This window comes from Rhodovulum sp. YNF3179 (assembly GCF_050586465.1).
Lineage (GTDB): Bacteria > Pseudomonadota > Alphaproteobacteria > Rhodobacterales > Rhodobacteraceae > CAJXYS01.
The window spans coordinates 558,901-575,852 of record NZ_JBOCEG010000001.1 but is presented as its reverse complement, the minus strand read 5'-3'; the positions used below and the strand labels follow the sequence as shown (position 1 = coordinate 575,852).

General features: G+C 69.3%; 14 protein-coding genes and 1 tRNA gene. 8 read left to right on the top strand and 7 right to left on the bottom strand.

The genetic code is table 11. The annotated features are described in order from the left end of the window. Positions 1-82: 82 nt before the first annotated feature. The 4 genes from ACQ5SP_RS02930 to ACQ5SP_RS02915 are packed head-to-tail and all read right to left on the bottom strand — an operon-like array spanning position 83 to position 5,657. The gene (locus ACQ5SP_RS02930; RefSeq protein WP_430936243.1) at positions 83-1,624 is read right to left on the bottom strand and encodes a Ppx/GppA family phosphatase; all 1,542 of its coding nucleotides are present in this window, start codon (positions 1,622-1,624) and stop codon (positions 83-85) included. Positions 1,625-1,682: 58 nt separating this feature from the next. Further along, entirely contained in the window at positions 1,683-3,860 is a 2,178-nt protein-coding gene (locus tag ACQ5SP_RS02925; RefSeq protein WP_430936241.1) for an RNA degradosome polyphosphate kinase, read from the bottom strand. 40 nt (positions 3,861-3,900) lie between these two features. Further along, on the bottom strand, positions 3,901-4,587 hold the full coding sequence (locus ACQ5SP_RS02920; protein ID WP_430936239.1) for an HdaA/DnaA family protein: 687 nt from the start codon (positions 4,585-4,587) through the stop codon (positions 3,901-3,903). Positions 4,588-4,589: 2 nt separating this feature from the next. After that, entirely contained in the window at positions 4,590-5,657 is a 1,068-nt protein-coding gene (locus ACQ5SP_RS02915) for an AI-2E family transporter (RefSeq protein WP_430936237.1), read from the bottom strand. Between the two features lie 249 nt (positions 5,658-5,906). On the opposite strand from ACQ5SP_RS02915, the gene asnB reads away from it, so the two are divergent. Further along, positions 5,907-7,430: an asparagine synthase (glutamine-hydrolyzing) gene (gene asnB / locus ACQ5SP_RS02910; protein ID WP_430936235.1), complete on the top strand. Its 1,524-nt coding sequence runs from the start codon at positions 5,907-5,909 to the stop codon at positions 7,428-7,430. A gap of 5 nt (positions 7,431-7,435) precedes the next feature. Here asnB and ACQ5SP_RS02905 read toward each other — a convergent pair whose 3' ends face one another. Beyond that, positions 7,436-8,203 carry an NAD kinase gene (locus tag ACQ5SP_RS02905; protein WP_430936233.1) on the bottom strand — a complete coding sequence of 256 codons (768 nt, stop codon included), beginning with the start codon at positions 8,201-8,203 and terminating at the stop codon, positions 7,436-7,438. Between the two features lie 179 nt (positions 8,204-8,382). Here ACQ5SP_RS02905 and glyA point away from each other — a divergent pair, with 179 nt between their 5' ends. Beyond that, the gene (gene glyA, locus ACQ5SP_RS02900; protein ID WP_430936231.1) at positions 8,383-9,678 is read left to right on the top strand and encodes a serine hydroxymethyltransferase; all 1,296 of its coding nucleotides are present in this window, start codon (positions 8,383-8,385) and stop codon (positions 9,676-9,678) included. A 112-nt stretch (positions 9,679-9,790) separates the two neighbouring features. Here the strand turns inward: glyA and ACQ5SP_RS02895 are convergent, their stop codons facing one another. After that, on the bottom strand, positions 9,791-10,384 hold the full coding sequence (locus ACQ5SP_RS02895) for a TetR/AcrR family transcriptional regulator (protein WP_430936229.1): 594 nt from the start codon (positions 10,382-10,384) through the stop codon (positions 9,791-9,793). Positions 10,385-10,514: 130 nt separating this feature from the next. Between ACQ5SP_RS02895 and ACQ5SP_RS02890 the strand changes: the two genes are divergently transcribed. The 6 genes from ACQ5SP_RS02890 (at position 10,515) to ACQ5SP_RS02865 (ending at position 15,819) form a co-directional block, all read left to right on the top strand. Further along, positions 10,515-10,811 carry a hypothetical protein gene (locus ACQ5SP_RS02890; protein ID WP_430936227.1) on the top strand — a complete coding sequence of 99 codons (297 nt, stop codon included), beginning with the start codon at positions 10,515-10,517 and terminating at the stop codon, positions 10,809-10,811. 76 nt (positions 10,812-10,887) lie between these two features. After that, positions 10,888-12,174: a homoserine dehydrogenase gene (locus ACQ5SP_RS02885; RefSeq protein WP_430936225.1), complete on the top strand. Its 1,287-nt coding sequence runs from the start codon at positions 10,888-10,890 to the stop codon at positions 12,172-12,174. 128 nt (positions 12,175-12,302) lie between these two features. Beyond that, positions 12,303-13,268 (top strand): class II fructose-bisphosphatase, encoded by a 966-nt coding sequence (gene glpX, locus ACQ5SP_RS02880; RefSeq protein WP_430936223.1) that lies wholly within the window; start codon positions 12,303-12,305, stop codon positions 13,266-13,268. Next, complete coding sequence (locus ACQ5SP_RS02875) at positions 13,265-13,828, top strand: cysteine hydrolase family protein (RefSeq protein WP_430936221.1); 564 nt, start codon at positions 13,265-13,267, stop codon at positions 13,826-13,828. The genes glpX and ACQ5SP_RS02875 overlap by 4 nt, the downstream gene beginning before the upstream one ends. A 60-nt stretch (positions 13,829-13,888) precedes the next feature. Next, positions 13,889-15,664, top strand: coding sequence for a single-stranded-DNA-specific exonuclease RecJ (gene recJ / locus ACQ5SP_RS02870; protein ID WP_430936219.1), 1,776 nt, complete (start codon positions 13,889-13,891; stop codon positions 15,662-15,664). An 80-nt stretch (positions 15,665-15,744) separates the two neighbouring features. After that, a tRNA-Glu gene (locus ACQ5SP_RS02865) sits at positions 15,745-15,819 on the top strand. Positions 15,820-16,220: 401 nt separating this feature from the next. Here the strand turns inward: ACQ5SP_RS02865 and ACQ5SP_RS02860 are convergent. Next, positions 16,221-16,919, bottom strand: a complete 699-nt coding sequence (locus ACQ5SP_RS02860; RefSeq protein ID WP_430936217.1) for a hypothetical protein — start codon at positions 16,917-16,919, stop codon at positions 16,221-16,223. Positions 16,920-16,952: the final 33 nt, after the last annotated feature.

Below are 16,952 nucleotides of genomic sequence, written 5' to 3'. Positions count from 1 at the left end.
CCCCCCCCCCCCCCCCCCCCCCCCCCCCCCCCCCCCCCCCCCCCCCCCCCCCCCCCCCCCCCCCCCCCCCCCCCCCGGCACTCTAGCGGAGCGTGACCTCCGGCCGGCAGCCCAGCGCCTTGGCCAGCGACTCGAAGCGCGCCTCGACCACCTCGCCGAAGAGGTCGCGCGTCCCGGGGCTGATCACCAGCTCGATCACCTTGCGCTTGGGAAAATACTTGAGCGCGCCCATCTTCTCGGGCGAATTGACCGACAGCATCGCGCCGAAGCGCATCGCCTTGCCAAGCACCTCGGCGGCCTCCACGTCCTTCTCGGGCATCAGGCCGGCCAGCGCGGTGAAGGCCTCGCTGCGCGAGTTCTTGTAGCGATGCATCAGCGCCAGCCCGAGAAACACGCGCTCGGCATGGGTCAGCCCGCCGAGATTGGCCCGCGTCGCGTTGTCGAAGCAGACCTCGGCGCGGTAGTCCGGATGCGCGCGCCAGGCGGTGTCGTGCAGCAGGCAGGCCGCCTTGACCAGCCGCAGCCGGTCGTGGCGCGCGTTGCGGTAGAGCGGCAGCAGGAAGTTGTAAAGCACCTTGCCGAAGCCCGGGATCCGGGCCGACGAGGCCTCGGCGAAACGGGCAGCCTCGATCAGCGGGTCGCGGTCGCGCAATACGTCAGGCATCTGTCCGTAGAGCAGGCCCTCGCGGATGCCATAACTGGAAATCGCGATCCGCCGCGGGCGGAATTTCTGCACCACGGCCTTCAGCACCAGTGCCGCCGTCGGCACCAGCTTCATCCGGTCGGCGGAGGTGCCGGTCCGCGCCCGCACCTCGTCGAGATCGTTCTCGGCGATGTATTTCAGCGTTGCGCGCACCGCGGCCGGGGTCATCTCGTATTCGTGCAGCACCTTGAGCGGGTAGTCGCGGCGTTCCATGTCGATCCGCGCGATCGCCCGCCAGGAGCCGCCGACGAGATAGAGCGTCTCGTAATCGCCATCGATCTCGGCGCGCAGATCGTCCAGCGTGGCCGCGATGTGCTTTTTCAGGCCCTTCTTTCCACCCTTGATCCCCTCGAGCCGGAGCGGCCCCAGCGCACTGCTGAGCGCGCGCCCCGGGCGCCCTGCCCTGAGTTCCGCCAGTTCCATCGAGGAGCCGCCGATGTCGCAGACCAGCCCTTCGGCGCCGGGCCAGCCGAGCAGGACCCCCTGGGCCGAGAGCCGCGCCTCCTCCTCGCCGCTGGCGACCCAGAGCCGCAGGCCGGTTTCGCGCTCGACCTCTGCGCAGAATTCCGGGCCGTCCTCGGCCTCGCGGACGGCGGCGGTCGCCACGCCCGTCAGCGGCGCCATGGCCATGCCCTCGGCCAGCGCCGCGAAGCGCTTCAGCGCCGCCAGGGCGCGCGCGCGGCCCTCGGGATGCAGCCGCCCGGTCGCGCTCACGCCGGTCCCCAGCCCGCACAGGATCTTCTCGTTGTAGAAATAGGCCGGCGAACGCGCGGCGCCGTCGAAGACCACCAGCCGGACCGAGTTCGAGCCCACGTCGACGATGCCGACACGGCTCAGCGCCCGCGCTGTCGCGTCCTCGAAAAGCGGCCGCCTGAAGGCGCCGCCCTCGGTCCCGGCGTATCCGTCGTGTGCGCCGTCCATGGCCTCGTCCTTGCCTGACGGCAACCTGCCCTGTTGGACCGGTTGCGTCAATCTTCCGTCAGTCCCTGGAATGCGCGAGTTTCGGCGCGTCCTTGGCCCCGGCCGACCCCCGCCCCGACAGCGAGGGGTTTTCCATGAAGAACCGGTGGCAGTTGAAGAGATGCGCGTCCGGCTTGCCCTCGTGGCGCAGGAAGTGGCCGTCGGGCTGCAGCACCCAGCTCTGGGCCTGGTCGGCGAGGTTGGCGGCCATGATCTGGCTCATGATCTGCGCGTGGACCGTGGGGTTGGTGATCTCCACCAGGGTCTCGACCCGGCGGTTGAGGTTGCGTCCCATCCAGTCGGCCGACGACATGTAGACCCGCGCCTTCTTGGACGGCAGCCCGTGCCCGTCGCCGAAACAGATGATCCGCGAATGCTCGAGGAACCGCCCGACGATGGATTTCACGCGGATATTCTCGGACAGCCCCTTGATGCCCGGGCGCAGCCCGCAGATGCCGCGGATCACCATGTGGATGCGTACCCCGGCCTGGCTGGCCTTGTAGAGCGCGTCGATCACGTCGGGCTCGATCAGGGCGTTGGCCTTGCCCCAGATCTCGGCCGGGCGACCGGCGCGGGCATGTTCGGCCTCGCGCTCGATCGAGTCGATCAGGGTCGATTTCAGCGTGATCGGCGAGATCGAGAGGTTCTCGAGCTTGCCCGGCGTCGCGTAGCCCGAGACGTAGTTGAAGACCTTGGTGGCATCCCGCCCGAGCGCCCCGTCGCAGGTGAAGAGCGACAGGTCCGTGTAGATCCGCGCCGTGATCGGGTGGTAGTTGCCGGTGCCGAAATGCGAATAGGTCACCAGCTGGTCGCCCTCGCGCCGCACCACGGTCGAGATCTTGGCATGGGTCTTGTAGTTGATGAAACCGTAGACCACATGCGCGCCGGCGCGCTCGAGCCGCCGTGACTGGCGGATGTTCGCGGCCTCATCGAAGCGCGCTTTCAGCTCGACCAGCGCGGTGACCGACTTGCCGGCCTCCGCGGCCTCGCAGAGCGCCTCGACGATCGGGCTGTCGCGCGAGGTGCGGTAGAGCGTCTGCTTGATCGCCACCACGTCCGGGTCGCGCGCCGCCTGTTGCAGGAAGCGGATGACCATGTCGAAGGTCTCGTAGGGGTGGTGCAGCAGCATGTCCTTCTGGCGGATGGCCGCGAACATGTCGCCGTCATGGTCCTGCACGCGCTCGGGCACCCGCGGCGTGAAGGTCGGCCAGAGCAGGTCGGGCCGGCTGTCGAGCACCAGTTCCTTGACGTCGGCGATGCCGATCATGCCGCGCATCTCGATGACCTCGGAGGGGCTGACATGCATGGCGTCGGTGACGAGCTTGAGCAGCTTCTCCGGCGAGCCGGCCGAGAAGGTAAGCCGGATCACCTCGCCGCGCCGGCGACGCTTGAGCGCGGTCTCGAATTCGCGCACCAGGTCCTCGGCCTCTTCCTCGACCTCGAGATCGCTGTCGCGCAGCACGCGGAAGGCGCAGTGCCCCTTGACCACGTAGCCGGGGAAGAGATCGCCGACATGTTCCAGCAGCAGTTCCTCGAGCGGCAGGAACCGGGCGCGCCCGCCCTTGCCGTCGGGCAGCGCCACGAAGCGATCGATCTGGTGCGGGATCGGCAGCAGCGCCTGCAGCTGGCGGCCATCCGACTTCCGCTCCAGCTGCAGGGCGAGCGAGAACCCGGCATTCGGGATGAACGGAAAGGGATGGGCCGGGTCGATCGCTAGTGGCGAGAGCACGGGAAAGACCTTGGTCAGGAAATGCCCCTCGAGCTCGCGGCGGTCGGTGGCATTCAGCTTCGACCGGGTCAACAGGCTGATCCCGGCCGCCTCCATTTCCTTCTTGAGATCGTTCCAGATCGTCTGCTGGGTCTTCATCAACTGGCGGGCATCCTTGTCGATCAGCACCAGCTGTTCCGACGGCGTCAGCCCGTCCGCGGCCGGGGTGGTGTTCCCGGCCCGCGCCAGTTCCCACAGGCCCGCCACGCGGACGGTGTAGAACTCGTCGAGGTTGGTGGCCGAGATGGACAGGAAGCGCACCCGTTCCAGCAGCGGCACCTTCGGGTTGGTCGCCTCTTCCAGGACCCGCCAGTTGAAGGCGAGCCAGGACAGTTCGCGATTGAAGAACCGCTTGGGACCCGTGCGCTCGGCCTCGGGCAGTTCGACGGGCTCCACGAAGGGAGCGTTCAGAAAATCAGCATCAACCATGGGCGCCTTATCGGGGCAGAAAATGAAACGTGGATGACAGTTATCGCGCCTCGCCATGGGCCTTGTCCAGAATCTCCGCCGCCATCGCGCGGGTGACGCGGCGTTGCTCGGCCAGCGCCCGGCGGTCAAGCGCCGCCACGATCCGCTGCGCGGCGGCAAAGGAACGTTCCATCCGCCGCACCAGGTAGGCGATCACCGGGGGGCCGACGATCAGCTGGCGATCGGCGAACAGCTTGACGAGCAGCGCGGTCAGCAGCTGGTCGTCCATCGCCTCCAGCGTCGCCACCGAGGCCGCCTGCACCCGGCTGGCGAGGTCGGGCAGCGCCAGCGGCCAGCGCACCGGATTGCCCGTGCCCGTCAGCAGCAGCCGGCCGCCGGCCGCGGCCAGCATGTTGTGCAGGTGAAAGAGCGCGCGCTCCGCCGCGGGATCGCCCGCGATCCCGGGCACGTCCTCCACCGCCACGCGCCCCGCGCCGGACAGATCGGCCGGGTCGAGCGCGGGCAGCGCGGCCGCGGCGACGATCCGCGCCCCGGCCTCGGCGGCCCAGACATGCGCCAGATGGGTCTTGCCCGCGCCCTCGGGGCCGATCAGCACCAGCTTGCCCTGCGGCCAGTCACGCCAGCCTTCCACCGCGCGCACCGCCAGCGCATTGGCCGGCGAGACGAAGAAATCCTCGCGGCCCAGCGCCGGTTTCGCGGGCAGGTCGAATGCGAGCTGGCGGGCCAAGATCAGTCTTCGCCCCTATCCGAGAGCCCCTTGTAAAGCCGGCTGTCGAGATACTGCTCGACCGCGAAACGGGCCAGCACGCCAAGCGCCGCGGCGACCGGCACCGCCACCAGCATGCCGACGAAGCCGAAGAGCGAGCCGAAGGCCGACAGCGCGAAGAGCAGCCAGACCGGGTGCAGCCCGACCGAGCCGCCGACCAGGTTCGGGGTGAGAAAATTTCCCTCGACGAACTGGCCGACGAAGAAGATGGCGGCCACCGCCGCGATCATCAGCGGATCGCTCCAGAACTGGAACAGCGCCAGCCCGATCGCCAGGGCACCGCCGACGATGGCGCCCACGTAAGGGATGAAGGTCAGGATGCCGGCGATCGCGCCCACCACGAGGCCGAAATCGAGTCCGACCAGCATCAGCCCCGCCGCGTAGAAGACGCCAAGGATCAGGCAGACCGACAGCTGCCCGCGCACGAAACCCGCCAGCACGGCGTCGATCTGGCCGGCGAGCCGCCGGATCACGGGCGCGTGGTCGCGGGGCAGCCAGGCATCCACATGGGCGATCATGCGATCCCAGGACAGCAGCATGTAAAAGGCGACGACCGGTACGACGAGGATGAAGACGATGGCGCTGACCACGTTGCGCACCGAGGCAAGCAGGCCGTTGACGAATTCACCGCCGCGCGACTTGACCGTGTTGGCCAGCCCGTCGAGGCTCTGGCGCAGGACCGATCCCTCGTCGAGCAGCTGCGGGAAGCGCTCGTTCACGAAGCCATAGAGCCCGCGCGCGATCTCGGGGGTGATATTGACCAGCGCCGTCAGCTGCTTGACCAGTTGCGGGATCACGATCAGCGCGGCGAGGATGAAGAGCAGAACCGTCGCCACCGTGATCGTCGCGGTCGCCAGCACCCGCGAGAACCCCAGCCGTTCCAGCCGGTCCGCCACCGGATCCAGGAAATAGGCCACGGCGCTGCCGACGATGAAGGGCAGCATCACGTCGCCCAGGTACCAGAGCAGCACGAAGAAGATCGCCGCGGCGATCCCCCAGATCTTGGCCTGTTCGCGAACCGGCAGCGCCATGTCCCGTGCCCTCCATGCCGTTCAAGGTCATGACGCAACGTCCCGGCCCATGCAAGCCCCGCGGCCCCGTTTGTGCCCGCTCCGCTGTCGCGTTAAGGTGCGGATGGAACAGCCGAAGCCGACCGATCCGACCTTCTGCCGACATATCCACGCCCCCGACCGTCCGGCCCGGTGCCGCGGCGGCGGTGCCGGCATGGCCCGGATCACGGCGACGGCACATGACCCCTGAACAGGAAGGCCCCTACACCCATGTGCGGATTTGTCTGCCTCTGGAACGTCGGTGACGAGACCCTCGCCACCCGCATGATCACCAAGATCGCCCATCGCGGCCCCGACGCGGTCGAGGTGATCGAAGGCCGCGGCAAGCCGGTCGTGATGGCCCATTGCAGGCTCTCGATCATCGGCCCCGAGGACGGCAGCCAGCCGATCTACCAGGACGACGACCTGCTGGTGGCCAATGGCGAGATCTACAACCACGCCGATCTTCGCGCGATCCTGGGCGAGAGCGCCTTCGAAACCGAAAGCGACAGCGAGGCGATCCTGCACATGTTCCGCTCGGGCGAACTGCGCTGGGTGTCGCGGCTCGACGGGATGTTCGCCTTCGTCCTCGCCACCCGCGAACGGATCATCGCGGCCCGCGACCCGCTCGGGATCAAGCCGCTCTACATGGCGCGGATCGGCGACGGGCTGGCCTTCGCCTCGGAGCTCAAGGCCTTCGACGGGTTGCACCTGACCGGGATCGAGGCGATCCCACCCGGCAGTCTCTTCGACAGCAAGGACGGCCCGCGGCGCTGGTACCGCACGCCCCACGGCGCGGCGGAACCGGAAGAGGATCTCGACGTCGAGGCCACCGCGCGCGAGTTGCGGCTGGTGCTCGAGGAGGCCGTCACCAAGTGGATGGTGGCTGATGTCGAGGTCGGCGCCTTCCTCTCGGGCGGGCTCGACAGCTCGATCATCGCGGCGCTCGCGGCCCGGGCAGCGCCGGGGCGGCTCAAGACCTTCTCGGTCGGGGCCGAGGGCAGCCCGGACCTGCGCGCCGCGCGCCGGGTGGCGGCGCATATCGGCTCGGACCATCACGAATACGCCTTCACCGCCGAGGACGTGGCAGCGGTGCTGCCCCATGTGATCTATCACCTGGAAAGCGCCGACGTGGACCTGGTCCGGAGCGCCGTGCCCACCCATTTCGCCGCACGTCTCGCGCGCGAACACGTCAAGGCGGTGCTGACCGGCGAAGGCGCGGACGAGCTTTTCGCGGGCTACGGCTATCATCACGCCTATGTCGACACCCCGCGCGAGCTGGCCGACGAGCTGACCCGCTCGCTCAACGCGATGCACAACATCAACCTGCAGCGTGTCGACCGCATCACCATGGCCGAGAGCCTCGAGGCCCGAACCCCCTTCCTCGACCGCGACCTGATCGACTTCGCCCAGTCGATCCCGGCCACGCTGAAGCTGCGCCGCACGGATCCCGGGGCGCTGGAATCCACCGGCGAGACGACCGAGAAATGGATCCTGCGCAAGGCCTGCGCGGATCTCCTGCCGACGGATCTGGTCTGGCGCAAGAAGGCCCAGTTCGACGAGGGCTCCGGCACGGTGGAGATGCTGGAAGCCGCGCTGATGAAGCGTGCCGGGGCCGACGCACCGCTCGACCGCGCCGCCGAGGGCGCGCTCTACGAGGGGCTTCTGCGCGCGGCCTACGAGGATGCCGATTTCATCCTCGAGAACGCCGGCACCTGGGACAGCCCCGACCGCGTCGACCCGGACGCGGCCTGAGCGGCTCAGACGAACTGTTCGCGGATCAGCCGTTCCTCGAGCCCGTGGCCGGGGTCGAACAGGATCCGGTGGGCGATGCCGGGATCGCTCTCGATCTCGACGCTGACGACCTTGCCGGCGGACCGGCTGTCGGCATCCGCCATCACCGGGCGCTTCTCGGGCTGCAGCACGTCGAAGCGCACCCGCGCCGTCTTCGGCAGCAGCGCGCCGCGCCAGCGCCGCGGCCGGAACGCCGCGATCGCGGTCAGCGCCAGCACGTCCGAGCCGATGGGCAGGATCGGCCCGTGCGCCGAGAAGTTGTAGGCCGTGGAGCCGGCCGGCGTCGAGACGAGCGCGCCGTCGCAGACCAGTTCCTCCATCCGGACCCGGCCATCGACGCTGATCCTGAGCCGCGCCGCCTGCGGCCCGGCCCGCAGCAGCGAGACCTCGTTGATCGCCAGCGCCTCGTGCAGGGTGCCGTCCTCGCCCTCGGCCCGCATCCGGAGCGGATTGATCACCGTCAGCTCCGCCGCGTCGAGCCGCTCCAGCAGGCCCTCCTCGGCATATTCGTTCATCAGAAAGCCGATGGTCCCGCAATTCATGCCGTAGACCGGCGCCGGCAGCGCCTCGGTATCGTGCAGCGTGTGCAGCATGAAGCCGTCGCCGCCCAGCGCCACGATCAGGTCCGCCTCTTCCGGCGCGACATTGCCGTAGCGCGCGCTGAGCCGCGCCTCCGCGGCCTGCGCGATCTCCGTGGTGCTCGCGAGGAATGCGATCCGTCTCGTCTGGGCCATCGACACCGTCCCGTTTCCGAAAGTCATCGCCCGGGCGCGACCGAAACACAAGGGGCCGATCGGCACGAGGATTGCCGCGCATATCGTCGCCTTGGTCGTATTCAGGGTTTTGATATGTGCGGTTCCGGGATACATAGCGCCGGGAAACATGGTCCCGCCCCGTGGAGAGGAGATCCGAGATGAACGCACCCCATCGTGACAGCGGCTTTTTCACCGAGTCCCTTTCGGACCGCGATCCCGAGATCGCGAAGGCCATCGCGGACGAACTGGGCCGCCAGCGCGACGAGATCGAGCTGATCGCCTCCGAGAACATCGTCAGCCGCGCCGTGCTGGACGCGCAGGGCTCGGTGATGACCAACAAATACGCCGAGGGCTACCCGGGGCGGCGCTATTACGGCGGCTGCCAGTTCGTCGACGTGGCAGAGACCCTCGCCATCGACCGAGCCACACGGCTTTTCGGCTGCGGCTTCGCCAACGTGCAACCGAATTCCGGCAGCCAGGCCAACCAGGGCGTCTTCACCGCGCTGCTGCAGCCCGGCGACACGATCCTCGGCATGAGCCTCGACGCGGGCGGTCACCTGACCCACGGCGCCGGGCCGAACCAGTCGGGCAAGTGGTTCAACGCCGTCCAGTACGGCGTGCGCGAGAGCGACAACGAGATCGACTACGACCAGATCGCTGCGCTGACCGCCGAGCATCGACCGAAAATGATCATCGCCGGCGGCTCGGCGATTCCGCGGATCATCGATTTCGCGAAAATGCGCGAGATCGCCGACACGGTGGGCGCCTACCTGCTGGTGGACATGGCGCATTTCGCCGGGCTGGTGGCCGCCGGCCATTACCCCTCGCCCTTCCCGCACGCCCATGTCGCGACCACCACCACCCACAAGACGTTGCGCGGCCCGCGCGGCGGCATGATCCTGACCGACGACGAGGCGCTGGCGAAGAAGTTCAACTCGGCGATCTTCCCCGGCATCCAGGGCGGGCCGCTGATGCATGTGATCGCGGCCAAGGCCGTGGCCTTCGGCGAGGCGCTGCGGCCGGAATTCAAGACCTACCAGGCACGGGTCATCAAGAACGCCCAGGCGCTGGCCGACCAGCTGGCAAAGGGCGGGCTCGACATCGTCACCGGCGGCACCGATACCCATGTGATGCTGGTCGACCTGCGGCCGAAGGGCGTGAAGGGCAACGCGACCGAAACCGCGCTCGGCCGCGCCCATATCACCTGCAACAAGAACGGCATTCCCTTCGACCCCGAGAAGCCGACCGTCACCAGCGGGATCCGCCTGGGCACGCCGGCCGGCACCACCCGCGGCTTCGGCGAGCCCGAGTTCCGCCAGATCGCCGACTGGATCGTCGAGGTGGTGGACGGGCTTGCCGCCAACGGCGAGGACGGCAATGCCGGGGTCGAGGCCAAGGTGCGCGCCGAGGTGGCCGAGCTCTGCGCCCGCTTCCCGCTCTACGACACGCTCTGAACCGGGGCGGCCGCTTCCAAGTGGCCGAAATATTCCCGCCGGAGGCACGGCGCGCGCCCGCAGGGGCGCGCGCTTCGCGTTTCGGCGCGGCGTCCCGCAGGGACGCCACCGCTCAGCCGGTCCGGCCGACCGCCTTCAGCGCCATGTCGGTGTAGATCTCGGCCACGTCATCGCCGGACAGCCGTCCACCCTCGCGGTACCAGGTATTGACCCCGGTCAGCATCGCGATCAGCGCCATGGTGGCGAGCTTGGTATCGGGAATGGCGAAAAGCCCGGCCTCCCGGCCCGCGCGCAGGATCGCCTCGAGCGCGTCCTCGTAGCGGCGCCGCAGCGCCTCGATCGCGGCGAAGTTCCCGGGCTCGAGGTTGCGCAGTTCCATGTAGGCGATGAAGACGTCGTCGGGCCGGGCGAGGTGAAAGCCGATGTGAAAGCGCACGAAGCGCGCCAGCCGCGCATCCGGCGGACCCGGCGCATCGGCTGCGGCCCAGGCGGCCAGCAGATCCTCCAGGTGATCGCGCATCAGTTCGAAGAGAAGCGTCTGCTTGTCGGGCGTGTAGAGATAGAGCGCGCCGGCCTGCACCCCGACCTCGGCGGCGATGCGCCGCATCGAGACGGCGGCGAAGCCGTGCCGCGCGAACAGCCGCGCCGCCGCCGCGCGGATGCGCGGGCCGGTGATTTCCGCGTGAGAGCCGGTCTTGCGTGCCATCTGCCTCTCCTTTCTCCCGGATATTAACTGAACGGGCGTTCAGCGGCCACCGCCTTGCCGCGCCTGCCCCGCGCGGCTAGGCTCGCCGGCAGTTCCTGGCCCACACGGGTGCCCGCCCATGATCCGCCGCATGTCCCGTCTCGCTGTCCTGCTGCTGACCCTCGCCGGCTGCGGCGGCGACGTCCCGGCGCTCGACCCGGGCTTCGCCGGCGGCGCGGCGCGCGGAACCGCCTACCCGGACCTCGTCCCTGCCGAGGGTCTGCTCGCCGCGGCCGCGGGCCGCCGGCTCGACCCCCGGGAGGCGCGCGGCATGGCCGCGCGTGCGGCGACGCTCCGGCAGAAGGCGCGCGCGCTCGGGGGGGCGGTGATCGATGACGCGACGCGCCGCCGGCTGCAGGATGCGCTCGCACGGCATCGCGGCGCCTGACCGCAGAGTTGCGTCCCGCCCCGGAAGGCAGTAACAGCAGCCCGACTGACCCGAGCTGACCTGACGGAGCCCTTTCATGCCCGACCCTATCCGCCTTGGCATCGCCGGTCTCGGAACCGTGGGCGCCGGGCTCGTCAAGATCGTACAGGACCATGCCGAGCTGCTCGCCGCCCGGGCCGGGCGCCGCGTCGAGATCAGCGCCGTCTCGGCACGCTCGCGCGGCAGGGATCGTGGTGTCGACCTGTCGCCCTACAGCTGGGAGGACGACCCGGTCGTCCTGGCCCGCCGCGCCGATATCGACGTGTTCGTCGAACTCATGGGCGGCGAGGACGGGCCGGCCAAGGCCTCGGTCGAGGCGGCCATCGCCGCCGGCAAGCATGTCGTCACCGCGAACAAGGCCATGCTGGCCATCCACGGCCAGGCCATGGCCGAAGCCGCCGAGGCCGCCGGCGTCGCGCTGCGCTTCGAGGCGGCGGTCGCGGGCGGCATACCCTGCGTCAAGACCCTGACCGAGGGGCTGGCCGGCAACCGCATGCGCCGGGTGATGGGGGTGATGAACGGCACCTGCAATTACATCCTGACCCGGATGGAATCCGCCCACCTGCCCTATGACGAGGTCTTCGAGGAGGCCAACGCGCTGGGGTACCTGGAGGCCGACCCGACGCTGGACGTTGGCGGGATCGATGCCGGGCACAAGCTGGCGCTGCTGGCCGCGATCGCCTTCGGCACGCGGGTCGATTTCGCGGGCGTCGAGCTCGAGGGGATCGAGCGGATCTCGATCACCGATATCGAGCAGGCCCGCGACATGGGCTACCGGATCAAGCTGCTCGGCGTCGCGCAGATGACGGGCCGCGGGCTGGAGCAGCGCATGTCGCCCTGCCTGGTGCCGGCGAAATCGCCGCTCGGACAGCTCGAGAACGCGATGAACATGGTCGTGCTCGAGGGCGATTCGGTGGGCCAGATCGTGCTGCGCGGCGCCGGCGCGGGCGAAGGCCCCACCGCCAGTGCCGTGATGGGCGACGTCATGGACATCGCCCGCGGCTACGTGCTGCCGGTTTTCGGCCAGCCGGCCCGCACGCTCGAGAGCGCGCCGAACGCCCGCGCCGCGGCGCCGGCGCCCTACTACCTGCGCTTCTCGCTGATGGACAAGCCGGGGGTCCTCGCCAAGGTCGCCACGGCGCTCGGCGATGCGGGCGTCTCGATCAACCGGATGCGCCAGTACGGCCATGCCGATACCGCCGCACCGGTGCTGATCGTTACCCACACCACGACGCCGGACGCGCTGGCCCATGCGCTGAAGGGCGTCGAGGCGACGGGTGTGCTGACCGCCGCGCCGGTGGCGATTCGCATCGAGGAAGTCTAAGCGCGCGCGCACGGCGCTGCCCGGTCCGGGTTCGTGCGGGGGCCGCGTTTGCGCCCGCTCGGGGGTTGTGCCGGCCGGCCCGGGCCGCGTAAATGCTCTGACATATTTCAATTCGCCAGGAATGCCCGATGTCCCATCCCGTCGATTTCAATGACCGCATGTTGTCCCTGGGCCTCGCCCGCGTCTCCGAGGCCGCCGCGCTGGCCTCGGCCCAGCTGATCGGCCGCGGCGACGAGAAGGCCGCCGACCAGGCCGCCGTTGACGCGATGCGCACCCAGCTCAACATGCTCGACATCGACGGCGTCGTCGTCATCGGCGAGGGCGAGCGCGACGAGGCGCCGATGCTCTTCATCGGCGAAAAGGTCGGCAACGGCGAGGGTCCGGCGGTCGACATCGCGCTCGACCCGCTCGAGGGCACCACCCTGACGGCCAAGGACATGCCGAACGCGCTGGCGGTGATCGCCATGGGGCCGCGCGGCTCGATGCTGCATGCCCCCGACGTCTACATGGACAAGCTCGCTGTGGGGCCGGGCTACCCCGAAGGGGTCGTCTCGCTCGACATGACCCCGCATGAGCGGGTCGAGGCGCTGGCCGCGGCCCGCGGCTGCGCCCCCGCGGACATCACCGTCTGCATCCTCGAGCGGCCCCGCCACGAGGCGCTGATCGCGGATGTCCGCAAGACCGGCGCCGCGATCCGGCTGATCACCGACGGCGACGTCGCCGGCGTGATCCATTGCGCCGAGGCCGAGAAGACGGGCATCGACATGTATATGGGCGCCGGCGGCGCGCCGGAGGGCGTTCTGGCGGCCGCCGCGCTGAAATGCATGGGCGGGCAGATCTACGGGCGGCTGCTGTTTCGCAACGACGACGAGCGCGGCCGCGCCGCGCGCGCGGGCATCACTGATCTCGACAAGGTGTATGCCCGCGACGACATGGTGACCCAGGACGTGATCTTCGCCGCGACCGGCGTGACCGACGGCTCGATCCTCTCGGGCATCAAGCGCGAACCGAACTACCTCGAGGCGGAAACGGTGCTGATGCGGTCCAAGACGGGTTCCGTGCGCCGCATGCGCTACCGCAACCCCAAGCGATGACCGCGGCGCTGCTGCTTGTCGACGTTCAGACCGGCTTCGACTCGCCGGTCTGGGGCGCGCGCAACAACCCCGACGCAGAGATCCGGGCGGGCCGGCTTCTGGCGCATTGGCGCGCCCGTGGCCAGCCTGTCATCCATATCCGCCATGTCAGCGCCGAGCCCGGCAGCCCGCTCGGCCCGGCGACCGGCGGGACGGCGTTCAAACCCGAGGTGGACCCACAGGCCGGCGAGGCCGTGTTCGAAAAGACGGTGAACAGCGCGTTCATCGGCACGGGCCTTGACGGGCACCTGCGGTCGGCCGGGATCGACGGGCTGGTGATCTGCGGGCTGACCACGCCGCATTGCGTCTCGACCACCGTGCGCATGGCCGCGAATCTCGGCTACGCGGTGCGGCTGGCCCATGACGCCTGCGCGGCCTTCGCCGTCAACGCCGACACCGGCTGGGCGCCGGCGCTGGCACCGCCCGATGCGGCCGCGATCCATGCCGCGGCCATATCGCATCTGCATGGCGAGTTCTGCCGCGCGGCAAGCGTCGCGGAGCTGATCGCGGAAGGGTCCTGACGCCGCGGCCGCCGATCTTCGATCTGGCGACTCGCAGCCCCCATGTTATAGCGTGACGCCATGGAACCCGCACAACATCTGGACCGGGACGCGCCGCGCGCCCTGCTCGACGTGGAGCACTCCGCGCTCGGACGGCGCTGGGTGGGGCCCGGCCCGCCCGAAATCCGCCTGGCCGAGGCAACGGCCCAGGCCACCGGCCTGCCCGAGCCGCTCTGCCGGACACTGGCGCGGCGCGGCGTCCGGCCGGAAGACGCCGAGCGGTTCCTCGCCCCCGCGCTGCGCGATCTCTTGCCGGACCCCTCGACGCTCCGGGACATGGACCGCGCCGCCGAACGCTTCCTCGCGGCCGCCGAGCGCGGCGAACGGATCGCGATCTTCGCCGATTACGACGTCGACGGCGGGGCCTCCGCGGCGCTGCTGATCTGCTGGCTTCGCCAGATGGGGCGTCCGGCCACGCTCTATATTCCCGACCGCATCGACGAGGGCTACGGCCCGAACGCGCCGGCCATGCGAAAGCTGGCCGCCGGGCACGACCTGATCGTCTGCGTCGATTGCGGCACGCTCAGCCACGACGCCATCGCCGCCGCCGAGGGGGCGGAGGTGATCGTGCTCGACCACCATCTCGGCGGCGAGACCCTGCCGCCGGCGCTGGCGGTGGTGAACCCCAACCGCCAGGACGAGGACAGCGCGCTGGGGCATCTCTGCGCGGCGGGGGTGGTCTTCCTGATGCTGGTCGCGGTCAACCGCCTGATGCGGGGCAAGGGGCGCACCGGCCCGGACCTGATCGGGTTTCTCGACCTCGTGGCGCTCGCGACCGTGGCGGACGTGGCGCCGCTGATCGGCGTCAACCGCGCCCTGGTGCGCCAGGGCCTCGCCGTGATGGCGCGGCGCGGGCGGCCCGGGCTCCGGGCGCTCTCGGACGTGGCGCGTCTCGATACCGCGCCGGCATCCTATCACCTGGGCTTCCTTCTGGGCCCGCGGGTGAATGCGGGCGGGCGCATCGGCCAGGCCGACCTCGGCGCAAGGCTCCTGGCCACCGACGACGAGGCCGAGGCCGCCGCCCTCGCCCAGCGGCTCGACGCGCTCAACACCGAACGCCGCGAGATCGAGGCGCGTGTGCGCGAGGCTGCGCTTGCCCAGGCCGAGGCGCGCGGCCTCGACGCGCCGCTGGTCTGGGCGGCGGAGCCCGGCTGGCATCCCGGCGTGGTGGGAATCGTCGCCTCGCGCCTGAAGGAGGCCACGAACCGCCCGGCCGTCGTGATCGGCTTCGAGGGCGACGAGGGCAAGGGATCGGGACGCTCGGTCCCGGGCGTCGACCTCGGGGCGGCGGTGCAGCGGCTGGCATCCGAGGGCCTGCTGGTCAAGGGCGGCGGCCACAGGATGGCGGCCGGCCTGACCGTGATGCGCGACAAGCTGGACGCCGCGATGGCGCGGCTCTCGGAGCTTCTCGCCAAGCAGGGCGCCGGCGCGACGGGTCCGCACGACCTGCGCCTCGAGGGGCTGCTGATGACCCCGGCGGTGACGGTGGAGCTGATCGCGCAGCTGGAGAAGGCCGGCCCCTTCGGCGCCGGCGCCCCCGCACCCCGCTTCGCCCTGCCCGCCCAGCGCGTGCTCTTCGCCAAGCGCGCCGGCGAGACGCATCTGCGGCTGACCTTCGGCGACGACGGCGGCGGACGCCTCGATGCTATCGCCTTCGGCGCCTTCGAGGGGCCGCTCGGGCCCATGCTCGAGGCCCATGCCGGCGCCCGGTTCCATGTCGCGGGCCGGCTGGAAATCGACAGCTGGGGCGGGCGTAACCGCCCGAAACTGCGGCTCGAAGACGCCGCCCCGGCGTGACGGCGCGGGCCGGAAATTTTCCGAAGAATCCTCTTGCACCCGCGCCCGAGTTTGCCTAATTACCGCCCCACGCCAAGCGCGGCCCGTTCGTCTATCGGTTAGGACGCCAGGTTTTCAACCTGGAAAGAGGGGTTCGATTCCCCTACGGGCTGCCACTTTTTCCCAGAAAATCGATGCTGTTAGGCAAACCCGAACCGGTGCTCCACGGGTCTGCGGCATGGGGCACCCGGGCAGATTGCCTATGGTCATGGCCGGTCGTTATCGCCCCTGGTTCCAAATCAAATCGACTGGAGTTAAGGCCGACTGTCATCGACCGATGTCGAAGTCCTGAATTGAGCTGATACCTGCGCAGGCAAGCCACCAGTGCTGGTCCATTTGCAGAGAAAGAATTCAACCAACCGGATCAGCAGGTGCAACGAGCAGCATAAATTACGCCAGATCCTGTCCAACCGATGGGGAGTGGCTCAGTCGTCAGTATACGTCACCGATGCACGCGTGTCGGGCAGGTGTGCACACCAGACAAGGCGCCTGATGTGCCAGTTTTTCAGAAGGTCGCTCAGCAATCCTCGGCAGGCAGGATCGTGATATCCGAATAGACGCCGTCAGAGGTCGTGATCTGGGCGCACACACCGGTTTCACGGTTGAACCAGTAAGAGACAAGGCCCTCGCTACGGATCACCTCGAAGCCGAGCGCGGTCAGTCCACCTTCAGCCTGTCCACCGCGCGCTCCGACAAAATCGGCGAGCACACCAAGTTCGGACGCAGCACCATCCATGGCACCGCCACCATCATCCGCTGTCGCGGTATCTTCCTGGTCAGCGGCACCGCCCTCGGATTCCAGTGACGGATTGCTGCCATCATTCGACACGAGGCACCGCCACGTCATGCCTCCACTATCTTCCAGTACGACCAGAGAGTTGGCTTCCGAAAACTCGGTGCTCAGCACCGTGCCGCCGGTGGCGCCGGACTGGGCCCGCAGCCCGTCGATACAGGCGTCAATAGCGTCCTGACTAACCTCGGAACTGTCAACCGCCCCGGTCTGCACCGCGCTGTCCTCGGTCGTGCTTTCGTCAGCCCCGTCCATGGCACCCCCGCCATCATCCGCAGTAGCAGTATCTTCCGCGCTTTCAGATTCGGTCGATGGCGCAGCGCTTTGGGTGCTTTCGGTCTCGGTTTCGTCCGAGCCCGCGGCTTCGTCTTCCTGGCACGCTGCCAGTGCGAGCGCCGCTAATGTGCAAAGGAGAAGTCGTTTCATCTCAGGTAACCTCTGATCAGATCCTACTGTCTG

Bases quoted from the DNA above. Each gene is read 5' to 3' on its own strand.
- ACQ5SP_RS02925 (WP_430936241.1), bottom strand. From the start codon at position 3,860: ATGGTTGATGCTGATTTTCTGAACGCTCCCTTCGTGGAGCCCGTCGAA.
- glpX (WP_430936223.1), top strand. From the start codon at position 12,303: ATGTCCCATCCCGTCGATTTCAATGACCGCATGTTGTCCCTGGGCCTC.
- asnB (WP_430936235.1), top strand. From the start codon at position 5,907: ATGTGCGGATTTGTCTGCCTCTGGAACGTCGGTGACGAGACCCTCGCC.
- glyA (WP_430936231.1), top strand. From the start codon at position 8,383: ATGAACGCACCCCATCGTGACAGCGGCTTTTTCACCGAGTCCCTTTCG.
- ACQ5SP_RS02930 (WP_430936243.1), bottom strand. From the start codon at position 1,624: ATGGACGGCGCACACGACGGATACGCCGGGACCGAGGGCGGCGCCTTC.
- recJ (WP_430936219.1), top strand. From the start codon at position 13,889: ATGGAACCCGCACAACATCTGGACCGGGACGCGCCGCGCGCCCTGCTC.
- ACQ5SP_RS02915 (WP_430936237.1), bottom strand. From the start codon at position 5,657: ATGGCGCTGCCGGTTCGCGAACAGGCCAAGATCTGGGGGATCGCCGCG.
- ACQ5SP_RS02860 (WP_430936217.1), bottom strand. From the start codon at position 16,919: ATGAAACGACTTCTCCTTTGCACATTAGCGGCGCTCGCACTGGCAGCG.
- ACQ5SP_RS02895 (WP_430936229.1), bottom strand. From the start codon at position 10,384: ATGGCACGCAAGACCGGCTCTCACGCGGAAATCACCGGCCCGCGCATC.
- ACQ5SP_RS02885 (WP_430936225.1), top strand. From the start codon at position 10,888: ATGCCCGACCCTATCCGCCTTGGCATCGCCGGTCTCGGAACCGTGGGC.
- ACQ5SP_RS02875 (WP_430936221.1), top strand. From the start codon at position 13,265: ATGACCGCGGCGCTGCTGCTTGTCGACGTTCAGACCGGCTTCGACTCG.
- ACQ5SP_RS02905 (WP_430936233.1), bottom strand. From the start codon at position 8,203: ATGGCCCAGACGAGACGGATCGCATTCCTCGCGAGCACCACGGAGATC.
- ACQ5SP_RS02890 (WP_430936227.1), top strand. From the start codon at position 10,515: ATGTCCCGTCTCGCTGTCCTGCTGCTGACCCTCGCCGGCTGCGGCGGC.